This is a genomic window from Maribacter sp. 1_MG-2023, from assembly GCF_030547005.1.
Lineage (GTDB): Bacteria > Bacteroidota > Bacteroidia > Flavobacteriales > Flavobacteriaceae > Maribacter.
The window spans coordinates 1-15,392 of the sequence record NZ_JAUOPN010000021.1 but is presented as its reverse complement, the minus strand read 5'-3'; the positions used below and the strand labels follow the sequence as shown (position 1 = coordinate 15,392).

The 15,392-nt window shown below is 35.2% G+C and carries 18 protein-coding genes; 8 read left to right on the top strand and 10 right to left on the bottom strand.

Translation table 11 applies throughout. From position 1 onward, the window contains the following. The first annotated feature begins 1 nt into the window (after nucleotide 1). From Q4500_RS17380 to Q4500_RS17355, 6 genes are all read left to right on the top strand, one after another. Complete coding sequence (locus Q4500_RS17380) at nucleotides 2–754, top strand: Na(+)-translocating NADH-quinone reductase subunit C (RefSeq protein ID WP_303600853.1); 753 nt, start codon at nucleotides 2–4, stop codon at nucleotides 752–754. Nucleotide 755: 1 nt separating this feature from the next. After that, nucleotides 756–1,403 carry an NADH:ubiquinone reductase (Na(+)-transporting) subunit D gene (locus Q4500_RS17375; protein ID WP_303600852.1) on the top strand — a complete coding sequence of 216 codons (648 nt, stop codon included), beginning with the start codon at nucleotides 756–758 and terminating at the stop codon, nucleotides 1,401–1,403. A 21-nt stretch (nucleotides 1,404–1,424) separates the two neighbouring features. Next, nucleotides 1,425–2,186 (top strand): NADH:ubiquinone reductase (Na(+)-transporting) subunit E, encoded by a 762-nt coding sequence (gene nqrE, locus Q4500_RS17370; protein ID WP_303600851.1) that lies wholly within the window; start codon nucleotides 1,425–1,427, stop codon nucleotides 2,184–2,186. A gap of 2 nt (nucleotides 2,187–2,188) precedes the next feature. Continuing rightward, a complete protein-coding gene (nqrF, locus tag Q4500_RS17365; protein WP_303600850.1) occupies nucleotides 2,189–3,496 on the top strand; it encodes an NADH:ubiquinone reductase (Na(+)-transporting) subunit F in 1,308 nt (435 codons plus the stop codon). A 73-nt stretch (nucleotides 3,497–3,569) separates the two neighbouring features. After that, nucleotides 3,570–3,932, top strand: coding sequence for a Na(+)-translocating NADH-quinone reductase subunit F (locus tag Q4500_RS17360; RefSeq protein WP_303600849.1), 363 nt, complete (start codon nucleotides 3,570–3,572; stop codon nucleotides 3,930–3,932). Further along, a complete protein-coding gene (locus Q4500_RS17355) occupies nucleotides 3,929–4,942 on the top strand; it encodes an FAD:protein FMN transferase (protein ID WP_303600848.1) in 1,014 nt (337 codons plus the stop codon). The genes Q4500_RS17360 and Q4500_RS17355 overlap by 4 nt, the downstream gene beginning before the upstream one ends. Here the strand turns inward: Q4500_RS17355 and Q4500_RS17350 are convergent, their stop codons facing one another. The 3 genes from Q4500_RS17350 to gpmI are packed head-to-tail and all read right to left on the bottom strand — an operon-like array spanning nucleotide 4,943 to nucleotide 8,083. After that, a complete protein-coding gene (locus Q4500_RS17350; protein ID WP_303600847.1) occupies nucleotides 4,943–5,707 on the bottom strand; it encodes a class I SAM-dependent methyltransferase in 765 nt (254 codons plus the stop codon). 9 nt (nucleotides 5,708–5,716) lie between these two features. Further along, entirely contained in the window at nucleotides 5,717–6,535 is an 819-nt protein-coding gene (gene map, locus Q4500_RS17345) for a type I methionyl aminopeptidase (protein ID WP_303600846.1), read from the bottom strand. Between the two features lie 30 nt (nucleotides 6,536–6,565). After that, complete coding sequence (gene gpmI / locus Q4500_RS17340) at nucleotides 6,566–8,083, bottom strand: 2,3-bisphosphoglycerate-independent phosphoglycerate mutase (protein ID WP_303600845.1); 1,518 nt, start codon at nucleotides 8,081–8,083, stop codon at nucleotides 6,566–6,568. Between the two features lie 224 nt (nucleotides 8,084–8,307). On the opposite strand from gpmI, the gene Q4500_RS17335 reads away from it, so the two are divergent. Both Q4500_RS17335 and Q4500_RS17330 read left to right on the top strand, forming a co-directional pair. Beyond that, the gene (locus Q4500_RS17335; protein ID WP_303600844.1) at nucleotides 8,308–8,700 is read left to right on the top strand and encodes an ankyrin repeat domain-containing protein; all 393 of its coding nucleotides are present in this window, start codon (nucleotides 8,308–8,310) and stop codon (nucleotides 8,698–8,700) included. Nucleotides 8,701–8,897: 197 nt separating this feature from the next. Next, nucleotides 8,898–9,284, top strand: coding sequence for an ankyrin repeat domain-containing protein (locus tag Q4500_RS17330; RefSeq protein ID WP_303600843.1), 387 nt, complete (start codon nucleotides 8,898–8,900; stop codon nucleotides 9,282–9,284). A 106-nt stretch (nucleotides 9,285–9,390) separates the two neighbouring features. Here Q4500_RS17330 and Q4500_RS18680 read toward each other — a convergent pair whose 3' ends face one another. The 7 genes from Q4500_RS18680 to Q4500_RS17300 all read right to left on the bottom strand — a co-directional run. Further along, nucleotides 9,391–9,558: a DUF6747 family protein gene (locus Q4500_RS18680; protein WP_363323252.1), complete on the bottom strand. Its 168-nt coding sequence runs from the start codon at nucleotides 9,556–9,558 to the stop codon at nucleotides 9,391–9,393. A gap of 136 nt (nucleotides 9,559–9,694) precedes the next feature. Next, nucleotides 9,695–10,465, bottom strand: a complete 771-nt coding sequence (locus Q4500_RS17325; protein ID WP_303600842.1) for a M48 family metalloprotease — start codon at nucleotides 10,463–10,465, stop codon at nucleotides 9,695–9,697. A gap of 39 nt (nucleotides 10,466–10,504) precedes the next feature. Further along, entirely contained in the window at nucleotides 10,505–11,239 is a 735-nt protein-coding gene (locus Q4500_RS17320) for a M15 family metallopeptidase (protein ID WP_303600841.1), read from the bottom strand. A 129-nt stretch (nucleotides 11,240–11,368) separates the two neighbouring features. Then, a complete protein-coding gene (locus tag Q4500_RS17315) occupies nucleotides 11,369–12,541 on the bottom strand; it encodes a gliding motility-associated C-terminal domain-containing protein (protein WP_303600840.1) in 1,173 nt (390 codons plus the stop codon). 4 nt (nucleotides 12,542–12,545) lie between these two features. Beyond that, entirely contained in the window at nucleotides 12,546–13,709 is a 1,164-nt protein-coding gene (locus Q4500_RS17310; RefSeq protein WP_303600839.1) for a hypothetical protein, read from the bottom strand. After that, entirely contained in the window at nucleotides 13,706–14,359 is a 654-nt protein-coding gene (locus Q4500_RS17305) for a hypothetical protein (RefSeq protein ID WP_303600838.1), read from the bottom strand. Before Q4500_RS17305 ends, Q4500_RS17310 begins: the two co-directional genes overlap by 4 nt. A gap of 1 nt (nucleotide 14,360) precedes the next feature. Further along, the coding region (locus Q4500_RS17300) for a hypothetical protein (RefSeq protein ID WP_303600837.1) at nucleotides 14,361–15,392 on the bottom strand (1,032 nt) is incomplete at its 5' end.

The window sequence follows — 15,392 nt, the reverse complement described above, 5'->3', positions numbered from 1 at the left end:
TATGGCACAAAAAACAGATAGTAACGTTTATACAGTAGTTTTTGCTGCTGTTATGGTTGTGGTAGTTGGGTCAATACTTGCATTTTTGGCTTCAGCATTGCGCCCTAACATCAAAGAAAATGAGCGTTTTGAAAAACAGCAGAATATTCTTTATGCAATGGGTGTTAACGAAAATGGTGATGATACTGGTAGTGTAAATTTTATTCCTACCGATGCTGTTGAAGAGGTATTTGCAAATTACATTAAGCAGCAATATGTTATTCAAGATGGAGAGATTACAGAGAACAGCGAGGCTTATTTGATCGATTTAAAAAAGCAATTAGCAAATCTTAAAAGAGGTTTAGATTATAAGTTGCCAGTTTTTATTGGGGAAAAGGATGATAAAAAATTCTACATTATACCTATGTACGGTAAAGGACTTTGGGATGCTATTTGGGGTTTTATCGCTCTAGATGAGGCGATGACTGTTCAAGGTGTGTATTTTGATCATAAAGGAGAAACCCCTGGTTTAGGAGCTAATATTAAAATGCGTTATTTTATGGACGATTTCATTGGGGAAACTATTTTAGACGGTTCTAAATACGTGGGCATATCTGTTGCAAAGGGTAACAATGATCCATTGAACAAAACAAAAAATGATAACGAAGTAGATGCCTTGGCTGGTGCTACTATTACCGGTAACGGTGTTTCTGCTATGATTAGCGAGACTGTTAAATTATATAAACCTTATTTAGAAACAATTAGAGCAAAGTAATATGTCACTACTATCAAAAAAAGATGCAAATCTTATTACGGATCCACTTGCAGACAATAACCCTATTACTATTCAGGTATTAGGTATTTGTTCGGCATTGGCAATTACAGCAGAGCTAAAGGCGTCTTTGGTAATGGCTATTTCTGTAATGTTCGTATTAGGTGCAGGTAACGTAGTTATCTCATTGATGAGAAATATAATTCCATCGAAAATCAGAATTATTGTTCAGTTAATTGTAGTTGCTACATTGGTGATTATTGTGGATCAGGTACTAAAGGCATATGCATATGAGTTAAGTAAAACCTTAGCGGTATTCGTAGGTCTAATTATTACCAACTGTATAATTATGGGTCGTTTTGAGGCTTTTGCTTTGGCAAACGGACCATGGCGTTCATTTTTGGACGGTATTGGTAATTCTTTAGGTTACGGTGTTATTCTAATTATCGTAGGTTTCTTTAGAGAGTTATTGGGTTCAGGAACTTTATTTGGTTACCCTGTATTAGGAGATCCAATAATGAAAACAGGATTGTATGCTACAGGATATGAGAATAATGGTTTCATGATTATTCCTCCAGCAGCATTAATTGTGGTAGGAATCATTATTTGGGTACAACGTTCAAGAAATCCTGCGCTAGTAGAAGAGAATTAAACAGACATTTAAGTAGAAATTATGTTAGAACATGTAGAATTATTTTTTAAGTCCATCTTTATCGATAACATGGTGTTTGCCGTGTTCTTGGGGATGTGTTCTTATTTAGCAGTATCCAAGAAAGTGGCTACTGCAGTTGGTTTAGGTGCTGCTGTTATATTCGTATTAGCGGTTACTGTACCGATGAACTGGTTGTTAGATAAGTATTTATTACAAGACGGAGCCTTAGTTTGGTTGGGTCCTGAGTATGTAGATTACAACCTTAGCTTTTTATCTTTTATTTTATTCATTGCTACCATTGCTACAATGGTGCAATTGGTAGAGATTGTGGTTGAGAAATTTTCACCTTCTTTATATAACTCATTGGGTATATTTTTACCATTGATTGCAGTAAACTGTGCAATTCTTGGGGGATCTTTATTCATGCAGGCAAGAGAAATTGAAACCTTAGGTTTAGCATTCAATTATGGTGTTAGTTCTGGTATAGGATGGTTCTTGGCAATTTTAGCGATTGCAGCTATTCGTGAGAAAATTAGATATAGTAATGTTCCTGCTCCTTTAAGAGGATTAGGTATTACGTTTATTATCACTGGTCTTATGGGTATTGGTTTTCAAAGTTTTGGAGGTATGTTAACTGGTGGCGGTGATGACGCTGAAGAAGCTGCAGAGCAAGTTAATCAGGTAATTCAGTCAGAGGTTGTAACGCCTGTTGAAGAAGTAGTAGTAGAAAAGAACGAAGAAATTGACGAAAAGGTAATTTCTTATAACGACGTAAATAAATAAACATGATTTTAGCTGCAAGTACAGGCGGAACTATTCTAATAACTGTTGTCGCATTTCTAATACTGTTGATGGCATTAGTAGCATTGCTTCTGTTTACGAAACAAAAACTATCTCCATCAGGTCCTGTGACCATTACAATTAACGGAGAAAAGAAAATTGAAGTTTCTTCAGGTGGATCTTTATTGTCAACCTTAGGTAACCAAAAAGTATTTTTACCTTCTGCCTGTGGTGGTGGAGGAACATGTATTCAATGTGAATGTCATGTACTTTCTGGTGGTGGTGAAGCATTGCCTACAGAAACTCCGCATTTCTCTAAAAAAGAATTAAACCATGGTGCACGTTTAGCTTGTCAAGTTAAGGTGAAACAAGACATGGAGATTACTATTCCTGAAGAGGTATTTGGTATTAAGAAATGGCCTGCAAAAGTGGTGCGTAATTATAACGTAGCATCTTTTATTAAAGAATTTGTAGTTGAGATCCCTGAAGATATGGGTTACAAAGCTGGAGGTTATATTCAAATTGAAATTCCTGAATGTGAAGTAAAGTATGCTGACATTGATATTACAGCACACCCTGAGGAACATGAAACTCCAGATAAATTTCAAGCAGAATGGGATAAATTCAACCTTTGGCCTTTAACAATGAAGAATCCAGAAACGGTTGAAAGAGCGTATTCAATGGCTTCTTTCCCTGCTGAAGGAAGAGAGATTATGTTGAATGTACGTATTGCAACTCCGCCATGGGATCGTGCTAAAAATGGATGGATGGATGTTAACCCTGGTGTTGCTTCTTCTTACATTTTTAATTTGAAACCAGGTGATGATTGTACTATTTCTGGACCTTACGGTGAATTCTTCATCAATGAGTCAGATTCAGAAATGTTATACGTAGGTGGTGGTGCAGGTATGGCGCCAATGCGTTCTCACTTATATCACCTATTCAAAACATTAAGAACTAAAAGAAAAGTATCATACTGGTACGGTGGTCGTTCTAAAAGAGAATTATTCTATTTAGATCACTTTTATAAATTAGAGGAAGAGTTTCCAAATTTCAAATTTTACTTAGCATTATCTGAACCACAAGAAGAAGATAATTGGAAGGTAAAAGAGAATATTGATGCTCCTGGTGATGGTTTTGTTGGTTTCATTCACAATTGTGTAATTGATAACTACTTAAGCCTTCATGAGTCTCCTGAAGATATTGAACTTTATTTCTGTGGACCTCCGTTAATGAACAAGGCGGTTCAGAAAATGGGTGAAGATTTCGGTATCCCAGATGAGCATATACGTTTTGATGATTTTGGTGGATAAGCCTTAAGTCTTTTAAATAATAAAAACTAACCGATATGTAATGTATCGGTTTTTTTATAAAACATAGTTTAGTATGCATGTATTAACAGAACAAGAACTTCATAATTTGGCAATGAATATTGTTGGCAAGCAATTAGAAGATGAAGGGTTCGAATTTTTAGCTGTAAATAGTGAATTGCGCAAGAATCCACAGTTTGTATGTACAAAAGAAAAGAAAATGCGCTTTGTTGTTGTAAAGGCGATTGAATACCCTGGAGACCCAAAGGATATGGATTTTTTTATGTCTGACCTTACTAAAATGAAAGAGCATGCTATTAAATTTGAAGCAACTACCTTTTATGCAGGTGTAGGTTTGGTTAATGCTACAGATCACAATTTACCTGTGTATTTAGATGAAGAGTATATTGTTGATTATGATGGTTTAGTAGAGTTATGAAGAACTATATTTTAATATTGGTCGCCGTAATAGGGTTGTTTCAATCATGTAAGAAGAATAATGACACTAAATTTCGAAATGAAAATGTAGGTGGTGCTTTAGGTACATCTTATAGTATAATTTCTATCTCTAGCGAGAAATTAGATTTGCAAAAAGATATTGATTCCGTATTCGCAGTAATTAACCACTCGCTTTCCACCTATATTCCGGAGTCTGATATTTCTAGAATTAATAAAGGAGATAGTACTGTTGTTGTTGATAAGATGTTTCAAGAAGTATTTGAGTTATCTAAATCAATACACGAAGAAACTAATGGCTTTTTTGATCCAACGGTAGGTACGCTTGTAAATGCATGGGGTTTCGGACCTGAACGTCAAATTTCGATGGACAGTCTTAAAATTGATAGCTTACTGAGTTTTGTTGGATTGGATAAGATTACTTTGGGTGATAGCAATCATATCGTTAAAACTAAGGCTAATATCTACTTAGATTTTAACGCTATTGCTAAGGGATATGCTATTGACAGACTTGCAGCTATGTTAGATGCTAAGGGTGTAGAGAACTATTTAATTGAAGTAGGAGGTGAGTTAGTTGCCAAAGGAAAGAATACAATTAAAGATAAACTTTGGGTAGTTGGCATTGATGATCCCGAAATGGAAGAGAATAGATCAACTAAAATATTAATTCATTTAAATGATAGGGCATTAGCTTCTTCGGGTAACTATCGAAAGTTTAGAATAGATGAAGAAACTGGGAAAAAGTATGTGCATACTGTAAATCCAAAAACTGGGTACACCCAAGTATCTAATACACTTGCCGTAACTATATTAGCTGATAATTGTGCTACAGCAGATGCTTATGCAACAGCATTAATGGCAATGAATATAGAGGATGCTTTTGCGCTTGTTGAAGTAAATAAAAGGCTAGAAGCTTATATTATTTATCTAGATGAGAATGGGGAAACAAAAGAGTTTTCAACAGAAGGGTTTAAAGCGCTTGTAGTGAAATAACTATTTTTTTACGAACGGAATTATCTCTCCTGGAGCTAAGCGATATCTGTTGATGTTTTCTTGGCTCATTAGCTTTGTAAAATCTATTTCTTCGACGGTAAAACCTATGCCTCTTAATTTATCAAAGTAATCTCTTCCGTAAATACGAACATGGTCATATTGGCCAAATATTTTAGCGCGTTCAACTTTGTCGGTTATAGTATCATCTTCAAATGTTGCTTCTCTGTTCAAATTTTGGGGAATTTGAAATATACCCCAACCACCAGGTTTAAGAATTCTATATAATTCAGACATTGCTTTCGTGTCATCTGGTATATGCTCTAATACATGATTACATAGAATAACATCGAATGTATTGTCTTCAAATGGTAAATTACAAATATCTGCCTTGACGTCAGCCAAGGGTGAATTAAGGTCTGTAGTAACGTAATTTAGATTCTTTAGTTTTCTGAATCTTTTATAGAAAGCTTGTTCTGGTGCAAAATGCAATACATGCAGGGGAGCTGTAAAAAAATTAGTCTCCTCTTTCAGGAATAACCACAGTAAACGATGACGTTCTAAAGATAGGGTAGAAGGAGAAAGTACATTTTCTCTCGGACTTTCATATCCATAAGGTAAGAAGCTACGAAAAGTATTGCCGTCAATAGGGTCTTCATAGGTGTTACCACGATAGTACGCCTTAAAAAAAGGCTTTACTATATAGCTTAAAGAAATTAATACAGGCCTTGGAACAAGGTTAAGAAAAAATTTAAAAATTTTCTTCATCTGTATTTTCTAACTTTTTACGGTAGAGTTTCTGAACTCATCTTCTTCGTCACTTACAATACCTAAAGCTTCATAAATATATTTGAAAGTAGATAGTAACTCTGGTTTTCCATTAACTATGGCAACATCATGTTCAAAATGAGCGCTAGGTTTACCATCTGCGGTAAGAATTGTCCAGCCATCTTTAAGCTGCTTAATATTCTTTGTGCCCATATTGGTCATAGGTTCAATAGCAACCGTCATTCCTTCAACAAATTTCTTGCCTCTACCACGTCTGCCGTAATTAGGCATTTCAGGGCCTTCGTGCATCTTTTTGCCAAGACCATGACCAACCAATTCACGAACTACACCGTAACCATGATCTTCTGTGAATTTTTGTATGGCATAACCCACATCGCCCACTCGATTGCCTACTTTAAACTCACGAATACCAATGTAAAGCGATTTCTTAGTGACCTCTAATAACTTTTTAACTTCAGGGCTAACTTCTCCTACTTCAAAAGTATAGGCATGATCTCCGTAAAATTCATTTTTCAAAGCACCGCAATCAATCGAAATAATATCCCCTTCAGCTAAAGGGGTATTATTTGGAATACCATGTACTACTTGAGCATTTGGGCTCATACATAATGAGTTCGGGAAATCGTAAAGACCTAAGAAACCCGGTATTGCACCATGGTCACGAATAAAAGTTTCGGCCAAAGCGTCTAAATGTAGTGTAGTAACTCCTGGTTTAACTTCAGAGGCTATCATTCCTAATGTTTTAGAAACAATAAGCGCACTTTCGCGCATTAACTCAATCTCTTCGGCTGTTTTTAATTTAATCATAAAATAAAATACTTTCGGTTGTACCTAAATTTATACCAATGAATTTTGGGTCATAAATTTCGATTTTTCTACACCTATCATTTTTAATATAGTAGGTGCAATATCTCCTAATACGCCATCTTTAATATGATGAATATCTTTGTCTACTAAAATTAGTGGAACTGGGTTAGTTGTGTGTGCCGTGTTAGGACTACCATCTTCATTTACCATAGTTTCACAATTACCGTGATCAGCAATAACAATTACAGAGTAATCTTTTTCTATAGCTGCTGTAATAACATCTTTTGCACATTCGTCTACAGTTTCACAAGCTTTAACTGCAGCTTCCATAACACCAGTATGACCTACCATGTCAGGATTAGCAAAGTTTAAACATATAAAATCAACATCTCCTTTTTGAATTTCAGGAATGATTTTATCTCTAATCTCATAAGCACTCATTTCTGGTTGAAGGTCATATGTAGCCACTTTTGGTGACGGACATAAAATACGTGATTCGCCATCAAAAGGAACTTCTCTACCGCCATTGAAAAAGAAAGTAACATGCGGATATTTTTCGGTTTCTGCAATACGTATTTGCTTTTTACCAGCATTAGCCAATACCTCACCTAAAGTTTCAACGATATTATCTTTGTTATAGACAACATGAACCTTTTCATAAGATTCATCATAATTGGTAAGCGTAACGTAGTATAAGTTAAGTTTATGCATGTTTTGCTCATGCATATCTATCTGACTTAGAACTTGTGTTAGTTCTCGCCCACGGTCAGTTCTAAAGTTGAAGAATATAACGACATCATCTTCTTTTACAGAAGCAACAGGAGTGCCATCTGTACTGGTCATTACGATAGGTTTTATAAACTCATCGGTAATGTCATTGTCATAGCTTTTTTGAATAGTTTTGCCAATGTCAGTCGATTTTTCACCTTCTGCATTTACAATTACATCATAGGCTTCTTTAACGCGCTCCCATCGCTTATCACGATCCATAGCATAATATCTGCCAATAACGGTAGCTAGTTTCGTGTTTTTGTCAGCGCTAAAATGAACGATATCTTCTAAAAAACCTTTTCCACTTTTTGGATCTACATCTCTACCATCGGTAAAAGCATGTAAATACATATTTTCAACTCCAGATTCTTTACCGGCGGCAATAAGTCCTTTAATATGATTGGTATGACTGTGAACGCCACCATCACTTAAAAGTCCTAAAAAATGAACATCTTTATTATTCTCTTTTGCGTATTCGAAAGCACTTATTAAAACCGGCTCAGAGCTTAAGGTATTTTCTTTAACGGCCTTATTAATTTTAGCCAAATCTTGATAAACAATACGACCGGCCCCTAAATTCATATGACCTACTTCGCTATTACCCATTTGACCTTCAGGTAGACCTACGTTCATACCATCTGTAAGAAGGTTAGAATTAGCATATTTGGTATATAAACTATCTATAAAAGGAGTGTTGGCTTTATCTACTGCAGATACAGATGGGTCAGGAGATTTACCCCATCCATCTAATATCATTAAGATTACTTTTTTGTTCATCTTCATAAGGTTTTAGGAGTACAAAAATACTATGTTCTGCCAAGTTAAGCTACTAGATTACCGACCTTTTTCATTTTGGTGGTGTATCCCAACATTTTTTCAGTTTGGGTGAAGATTTGTTTGTTAAAGTTTAGTTATAACAATGTTAAAGGATGAAACAATTAATGATAACTGGCGTCTTTTAAATGTACACTAATGTACTCATCAATTAAAAATCAATCATCATGAAAAAAGTAATCCTTACATTATCTATGGTAGCTCTTACCGTAGGAACAACTGTTTTAGCTGCTGAAAATGAAACTTTAGCGCCAACGAATAACATTGACCTTGTGTCAAGAGTAGATATTAGCTCTTTCTGTAAAGCTGTTATACAGGGCGATTTAGAGACTGTAAAACGGTTGATAGATTTAGGCGAAGATGTAAATCAGAAGTCTTTAGGTATGACACCCGCCATGTTTGCTGCTCGTTATAATAAGGTAGCTGTGTTGGAAATACTTATTAATAACGGAGCTAATCTTAAAATGCAGAGTAGTCAAGGGCATACGGCAAAACGTTATGCTGAATTATCTAATGCAACAGAAGCTCTTGAATTAATTGAAACTGCAGTAGAAAGTTAGGTCTATTTTAAACGATTTCTACTTGTAAATCCAAAAACCTATGATCCAATTCATTTCAAAATTGGATTATAGGTTTTTTTTAGTATCTCTAAATTGTTAAATATTTACTATATCTTTCTTAAAATTACGTTATTAACATAAATATATGCATAAATTAATGTTATCGATAATAATATTAATCAAAAAACGAAAATATTATGAAAAAATCAATTTCAATTTTGTTATTCATTAGTGTGTTTGCATTAACCGGAATTTATGCAAATAATAGTGACTGTTTCATTTTGAACGAAGCGGTATCTGATTCTGTAAATGAAGAAATTAGTTCGCTTTGTAAAGCCGTTATGAAGGGTGATATAGATCAGGTAAGAAGTTTATTGGCTCTAGGTGAAAAGTTAAATGAGAAGTCTTTAGGTTTAACACCGGCAATGTATGCTGCTAGATATAATAAGGCAGAAGTACTTAAAATTTTATTATTAAATGGGGCAAACCTTAGCATCAAAAGTGATCAAGGTTATACGGCAAAAGATTATGCGAAAATGTCGAATGCTAAAGATGTGTTAGATGTGATTAAGCAAGATTCGTAGTTTACCTTTATGAAAATAAAAAGGGCTCATTGAAATATCAATGAGCCCTTTTTTAATACTACGTTATTCTACTTCAAATAGTGTTCAGGTAAAAGAGTAAAACGCGTTAAAAATCAAATCCATTTGCTGCTCTCACAACAAAAGCATACAGTGCCGAAAATATCATTAGGGCACAAAATACTGAGTAGACCTTTAAAAATGTAACCAAAACGATTGGTTTACAGTTCTCAAACGCCTGCACGTATAAGTTTTTAAAATGTGTAATTGTTCCCATTATAGTGTTCTTCTATGATTAAATCATAGCTATAAAGGCAATTCATAAATGGCAAAATAAGCTTGGGACTTCGCCAAATGTACAAAAATATAAAGACCGCGTATTGTCCTCTAGATTAAGTGTACTAAAAAACCGATTAACCTTGGTTTTTGTATTTGTCTATGGCATCTCTGATTTTTTCTATTCTATTTTCAGGATCAGGGTGGGTGCTCTGAAATTCAGGAGTACGGTCTGGTCCACCAGCTGCCTTTAAAATTTTCATCACCTTAATCATTTCATAAGGATCATAACCAGATTGAATCATAAATAGTACACCTAGTTCATCGCTTTCCAATTCATCACCACGACCATTTTTTAATAAGGTATTCTGACCGATGCTTCCTAGTATACTACCCATATCTCCCGCACCAACTGTGGCGCCCATGGTAGCAGTTTGCCATGTTTGGCTGTCTGCTATTCTTTCTGCGGAATGCCTACCTATTACATGACCTATCTCATGACCAAGAACTCCGGCTAGTTGAGCTTCGTTAAGTTGTGAAAATAATGCGTAGGTAATAAAGCATTGTCCGCCCGGTAAAGCAAAGGCATTTATTGTTTGATCATCTGCCAACAAATGAAAATCATATTGGTAAGGCGTTTCTTTGGCAATACTATTTTGAACCAGTTTGTTGCCAACAGATTCAACAAATGCCTGTAATTGTTGATCAGGATATAAACCACCATGTTGTTGTGCCATTTCTGGGGCGCTCTGTAAACCAATAGCTATTTCTTGTTCAGAAGACATGGTAATATGTTGGGATCGACCGGTATAAGGGTTTTCTTCAGTGTTGCTGCATTTTTGTATAAATGCAAAGGCAACAATGGCCAGACCTATAAATATTCTAATTTTCCAACTTCCTCTTCTCATGGTAATGTGTTATAGTACAGACTCTAATGTACGAAATGCTTATAATAAGTTTCTATTGATATCTAATATATTATTTTGAATGTATGTTTTTAAAAAGTTCATGGTAAAATGCTCTGTCCCATAATAATCTTCTCTAATTATAATTGAAGCGACATTTTTACTTCTAAATTGTTCAAGCATTGGTACTGATAGAGGAGCGTAGCTGTAATGCCAAGGCTCATATTTAAAACCTCTTCTTTTTGGTTCGTCTGTGTAAACTAGAAAAAAGCCGTAAGCTTCAGAATTTTCGTCCATCCACTTTTTAAAATCTACGTAAGGGCCGTCACCTTCATATTTGTGAGGCACCAATACATCTCCATCCACTTTTCTATAGCCGTCTACTACATCAATGTCGGTCCCCCAATGATGTCTGCTGGTACCAGGTATGGTAGAATATTCTATTATTTTATTAATAGCATCTATTGGGTTCATGCCATCATCATCTGTATATGTTAAATACTTACGTTCAAAAATAGCTGCTTGTCTATCATAACTTCTAAAACTTGAAACTATTTTTAGATCAATACCATCTTTATATGCGGCCTTCTTCATTTCCAGAAAAGCATCATGAGCTTCTTTTCTAAGATTGATGTCTTTACCGTACAACTTAATATCTTCTTTGCCCATGAGTTCTAATATACCATACTCGGTTTCTTCTTGTATAAAGAAATTAGGGGCAAGGGCAAGGGCTAAAGCTGCCGAACTACTTCTATTGATAAATGTTCTTCTCTGCATAATTATATGTTGTGTTATTCAATGCAAAAGATTTGCCAAACTTTACCAAAAGAGAAAAACTTTTGAAAGTTGTAAATCATGCAATCTTAAAGTAAAAGTAATAAATATTGATTGGAATAGAATTTAACATCAATTTTCCGCGTAGGAGGTAAGATATAAATAGCCTTGATGCTTATATTTTAAATCATTCAGTTTTACAATATAAAAATAGATGCCTGAAGGTAGACCAGTATTTCTAGTTACTACGCCGTTTACATTAGATATGCCCGTAAACTGATTGCTATAACCATTCATTGAAAAAACGAGTCTACCATACCTATTATAAATTTGTAATTCGTTATTTGGTGAACCTTCAATACCTTCAATCTCTAAAAAGTCATTTATACCATCGCCGTTAGGGGTCATATAATAATTGTCTAAAGTAATATTGTCAAGTGTTTCTATTATATCAGAATTACCGCCAATAGTTATAATTTCATAATCACTAGGTATAAACTCTTTAGAAGTTACCGAGCCATAAGCAAAATTACCCTCAACATTGGTGTTCCCTAAATCAACCCAAATTTTATCAACGACACTCCAGCCTACAACTTTAATTTCCTCAATAGTCTCTCCGAATAGGTAGGCATTACTTTCTTCGTCCCACGTTAAAGTTACTTTTGAAGGTATGGTACTTTCTAAATGCCAAAATTCATATTCACTAATTGATAAGGCTTCGTTTTCTTTAATGAATGTACTAAAGCTTGTTCCAAATACACTCGGGGTATTAGGATCTTCATAATAATAGGCAGATTTTGCGTAATCATTAGAGCTCACCGATGCTATACTCAACGGACGTATTTTATCGAATTGACCAATTGGAAAGGTAAATTCAGATTTCTTGCTAATGGCTGAATAGCCGTCAACCTTAGCTAAATTTTCATCACCAGTATAAAATGAATCATTCAAAAAATTAATATTTACTTCGGATGCTACCCTTGATGTAACAATGTCACCCGTAATAAAATTTGCATTATTTTGAATACCGACCGTATTATCAATATAAAGATCATTATCTACTGCAACTTCAAAATCATAAAAAATAGGATTAGATCCACCCGATATCGTTAAGGGCTTGTCGAAAGAATAAAAACCGACTAAACCTTTGTTTTGATTGAATGCACCATTATTTATAACATCCATATGAAAACCGACTAGACCATCATCATGAATTTGAATATTACCATGATTATGCACTGCATCTTGTGCTACACTTGTATTTTGTAGTAGTAGGAAGGCAAGTATGATTTTGAATAATTTCATGATTTTAGTAGGTCATTGTTATATTAGAAATAGAGGCGTCTACACCGTGAAATGACGAATCAAAATACAGTGGGTTGGTAGCTTTTTTAGATGAAGAAAATATGACAATATCATTCTTCAAATAAGTTACGTTACCTAAGCAATCTACATTGATCGTTAATCTATCTCCAGCTGAATATCCACTAACATAGCCTAAGCTGGCTCCGTTTTCTCTAATTTGAATATTGCTGTTTGTTACCATATACATGGCGTAATCTAAATTAGTATAAGATGCACTTGTAGAAGGGGTGGTACTTAAACCGATCATAACGTACTTGTTAGATTGATCGGCAATCCAGTCTAAGTGTCCGCCAGTTGTTGCGCTAATAGCATGTGCTGAAGAATATCCTTGTGCATTCCAACCTGCTGTGGCTGTCTTTAATAATTTATTCCCATCATATGTCATAGAACCGGTCAGAATCATATCTGCAATACCAATGCTATTGGTCGTTAAAGTTGTAGATGACTGTAAAACAAACCCTCCTGATAATGTGCTAGTACCTGCATTATTAGTTACTGAAATGTCATAATTACCAAAAGAAGAACCAGAAGTTACATTAGCCGTAATTTGAGAAGAACTGTTTATTGTAACCGAATTTACTGTTTGCCCGGTAATAGCTACTGTAGAAGCACCGTCAAAGTAGGCGCCTTGAATGATTACATTTCTGGTTTCATTAGTTCCAAATAAAGAACAGTTTCCAGTTCCAGCATCAGAATTTGAAACAATAGGAGTATTACCTGGAACAGTTGGTAAAAAGTTTACATCTGGGTCAACACCATTAGAAAATGTAAAAGAACCATCAGGGTTTGTTGTGAACGTAGGTTTAATCGAAGAAACGATATATGGATCTGCCGATGTACCTGTACCAACGATAGTTACATTTCCGTCAGATATTATTTTTGTTTCATTACCCTCAGGGGTAAGTTTCTGCCATGTACTACCTGTAAATTGATACAGAAAGCTATCATCGGAATTGTAAATTAACGAACCTTCATATGGGCTAACAATGGCATTTATTTCAGCTAAAGTAGCCGAATGTATAGCTACCAAGTCACCTGCGGTAGGTGCTTGCGAAAAGCCCAACTTGGCAATTAAAATTAATAATATAATTAGTGTTTTTTTTATCATTTGTAAGCTTCAAAAATTATTGCTAAGCCATCAGCGAAGCTGTCAGTATTAATAGTGAATCCGTCTGAGGTAAAACTGCTGACCGTGGCAGTAGTTAAACCTAAGTTGTCTCCATTTTGGTTGGCATATTTTATCCCAATACTATGAGAACTAGATGCATATCTAGATATATCGTTTATTGAATTTCCACTACCTCCATTAAAAATTACTTGTTCTGTAATTGTACCATTTTCATCTCTAGCGAACCCTTTCATACTACCGTAAGTATTAGGTAAGCCTGTTTCATTGTTTCTAGTTCCATTATCAACATCCATATCATAATCTTCAACATTTGCATAGGCAACAAATGACACAGATGAAGGTTGAAATGGAATACCGGTAATTGATGAAGAACCAGAGTTGGTTATTCTAAATGTACCGGTATATGTTTTTTTCTTCCCCATAACATTCCATGATGTACCGTCAAAAACATATACCTCGTTGTCATCAGTATTAAACACTAAAGAACCTTGTGCGGCATCAGTAGTGCTAGTGATATCAGTGGTCGTACCTGTGGTTAAGCCAACAAGTAGACCGCTATCTAATTGTGCATTGGCTGTAATACCTAATAAAAACACACATATATAGACAATGTATTTTGAATAATTCATATTATAAATCTAAAATGGTAAACATAAATTCAGAATCGAAGCGACTTCTATCAGTGCCACCATTATCATTATCACCAATGATTACCTCAAAGCTAGTTGCAGTTTGGTTGGAGTAGGAGATACCTGGGTCGTCATTACCAGCGCCATTTCTACCTGGTTGCGATAATTGTATAATATAATCTGCATCAGATACTGAGCCTGCAGGTAAGGTAACACGGTAGTAACCAACACTAATTCTAGCGACCGTAACTCCGGTTGTTGCCTTGGTTATAGTACCAGTTGAGCTGATTTTACCTATTGCTTTTACAGGGTTGTAATTATCTACCCATTCTGTACCTGTAGCCGTAGAACTAAGTACTTGTCCAGCTGTACCGGCAGAATCATTTTCATCTAATACAGCGCCTTCTAATTCTAAAGTTTCGTTTATAATTACAGAAGTCTTATTTGATGTTTCTTCAACTTTTAAAGCTTCTATTCCGCCAACAACTAAACCTATTTCATCTGCTGCAGGACTGTAAGTACCTGTATCAGAATCGTCAGAAAATCTATATGATGGTAGGCTTAAAGTACCGTCAGAGTTATTCAAGCCACTAGTTCTTGTTGCACCGTTTACAGTTAATTTATTCGTGCCAGCTAGCGGATTGCCTATACTTAATCTATTATTAGTATTATCCCAGAATAATTGATCGTTATTTTCAGTAGGAGTTCCGTCTGTATCAGCAAAGAAAATAGAACCTGTAGTACCAGTTAACTTATATCCAGAAAGGTCTACACCTGTCGCGCCAGCCTCCGCATTCGTTAAGGTAAGAATGTTGGTAGCACTTAAGCTTAGGTCAGAAAGTTCGTTCGTTGCAGAAACATCTTCGTCGGCAGTATTGTGCGCTGCAATTGCAGTTGCATTGGTCGAGATATCTGTAGCGTTTGCAGCTATTGCAGTATTTTGAGTTGTTTGCTCAGCTTCAAGAGTATCTATATCTGTAGCATTTGCAGCTATTGCGGTATTCTGAGTTGTTTGCTCTGCTTCAAGATTGTC

Excerpts from the sequence above, each read along its gene's own strand:
- Q4500_RS17380 (WP_303600853.1), top strand. The coding sequence starts at position 2 with ATGGCACAAAAAACAGATAGTAACGTTTATACAGTAGTTTTTGCTGCT.
- Q4500_RS17375 (WP_303600852.1), top strand. The coding sequence starts at position 756 with ATGTCACTACTATCAAAAAAAGATGCAAATCTTATTACGGATCCACTT.
- nqrE (WP_303600851.1), top strand. The coding sequence starts at position 1,425 with ATGTTAGAACATGTAGAATTATTTTTTAAGTCCATCTTTATCGATAAC.
- nqrF (WP_303600850.1), top strand. The coding sequence starts at position 2,189 with ATGATTTTAGCTGCAAGTACAGGCGGAACTATTCTAATAACTGTTGTC.
- Q4500_RS17360 (WP_303600849.1), top strand. The coding sequence starts at position 3,570 with ATGCATGTATTAACAGAACAAGAACTTCATAATTTGGCAATGAATATT.
- Q4500_RS17355 (WP_303600848.1), top strand. The coding sequence starts at position 3,929 with ATGAAGAACTATATTTTAATATTGGTCGCCGTAATAGGGTTGTTTCAA.
- Q4500_RS17350 (WP_303600847.1), bottom strand. The coding sequence starts at position 5,707 with ATGAAGAAAATTTTTAAATTTTTTCTTAACCTTGTTCCAAGGCCTGTA.
- map (WP_303600846.1), bottom strand. The coding sequence starts at position 6,535 with ATGATTAAATTAAAAACAGCCGAAGAGATTGAGTTAATGCGCGAAAGT.
- gpmI (WP_303600845.1), bottom strand. The coding sequence starts at position 8,083 with ATGAACAAAAAAGTAATCTTAATGATATTAGATGGATGGGGTAAATCT.
- Q4500_RS17335 (WP_303600844.1), top strand. The coding sequence starts at position 8,308 with ATGAAAAAAGTAATCCTTACATTATCTATGGTAGCTCTTACCGTAGGA.
- Q4500_RS17330 (WP_303600843.1), top strand. The coding sequence starts at position 8,898 with ATGAAAAAATCAATTTCAATTTTGTTATTCATTAGTGTGTTTGCATTA.
- Q4500_RS18680 (WP_363323252.1), bottom strand. The coding sequence starts at position 9,558 with ATGGGAACAATTACACATTTTAAAAACTTATACGTGCAGGCGTTTGAG.
- Q4500_RS17325 (WP_303600842.1), bottom strand. The coding sequence starts at position 10,465 with ATGAGAAGAGGAAGTTGGAAAATTAGAATATTTATAGGTCTGGCCATT.
- Q4500_RS17320 (WP_303600841.1), bottom strand. The coding sequence starts at position 11,239 with ATGCAGAGAAGAACATTTATCAATAGAAGTAGTTCGGCAGCTTTAGCC.
- Q4500_RS17315 (WP_303600840.1), bottom strand. The coding sequence starts at position 12,541 with ATGAAATTATTCAAAATCATACTTGCCTTCCTACTACTACAAAATACA.
- Q4500_RS17310 (WP_303600839.1), bottom strand. The coding sequence starts at position 13,709 with ATGATAAAAAAAACACTAATTATATTATTAATTTTAATTGCCAAGTTG.
- Q4500_RS17305 (WP_303600838.1), bottom strand. The coding sequence starts at position 14,359 with ATGAATTATTCAAAATACATTGTCTATATATGTGTGTTTTTATTAGGT.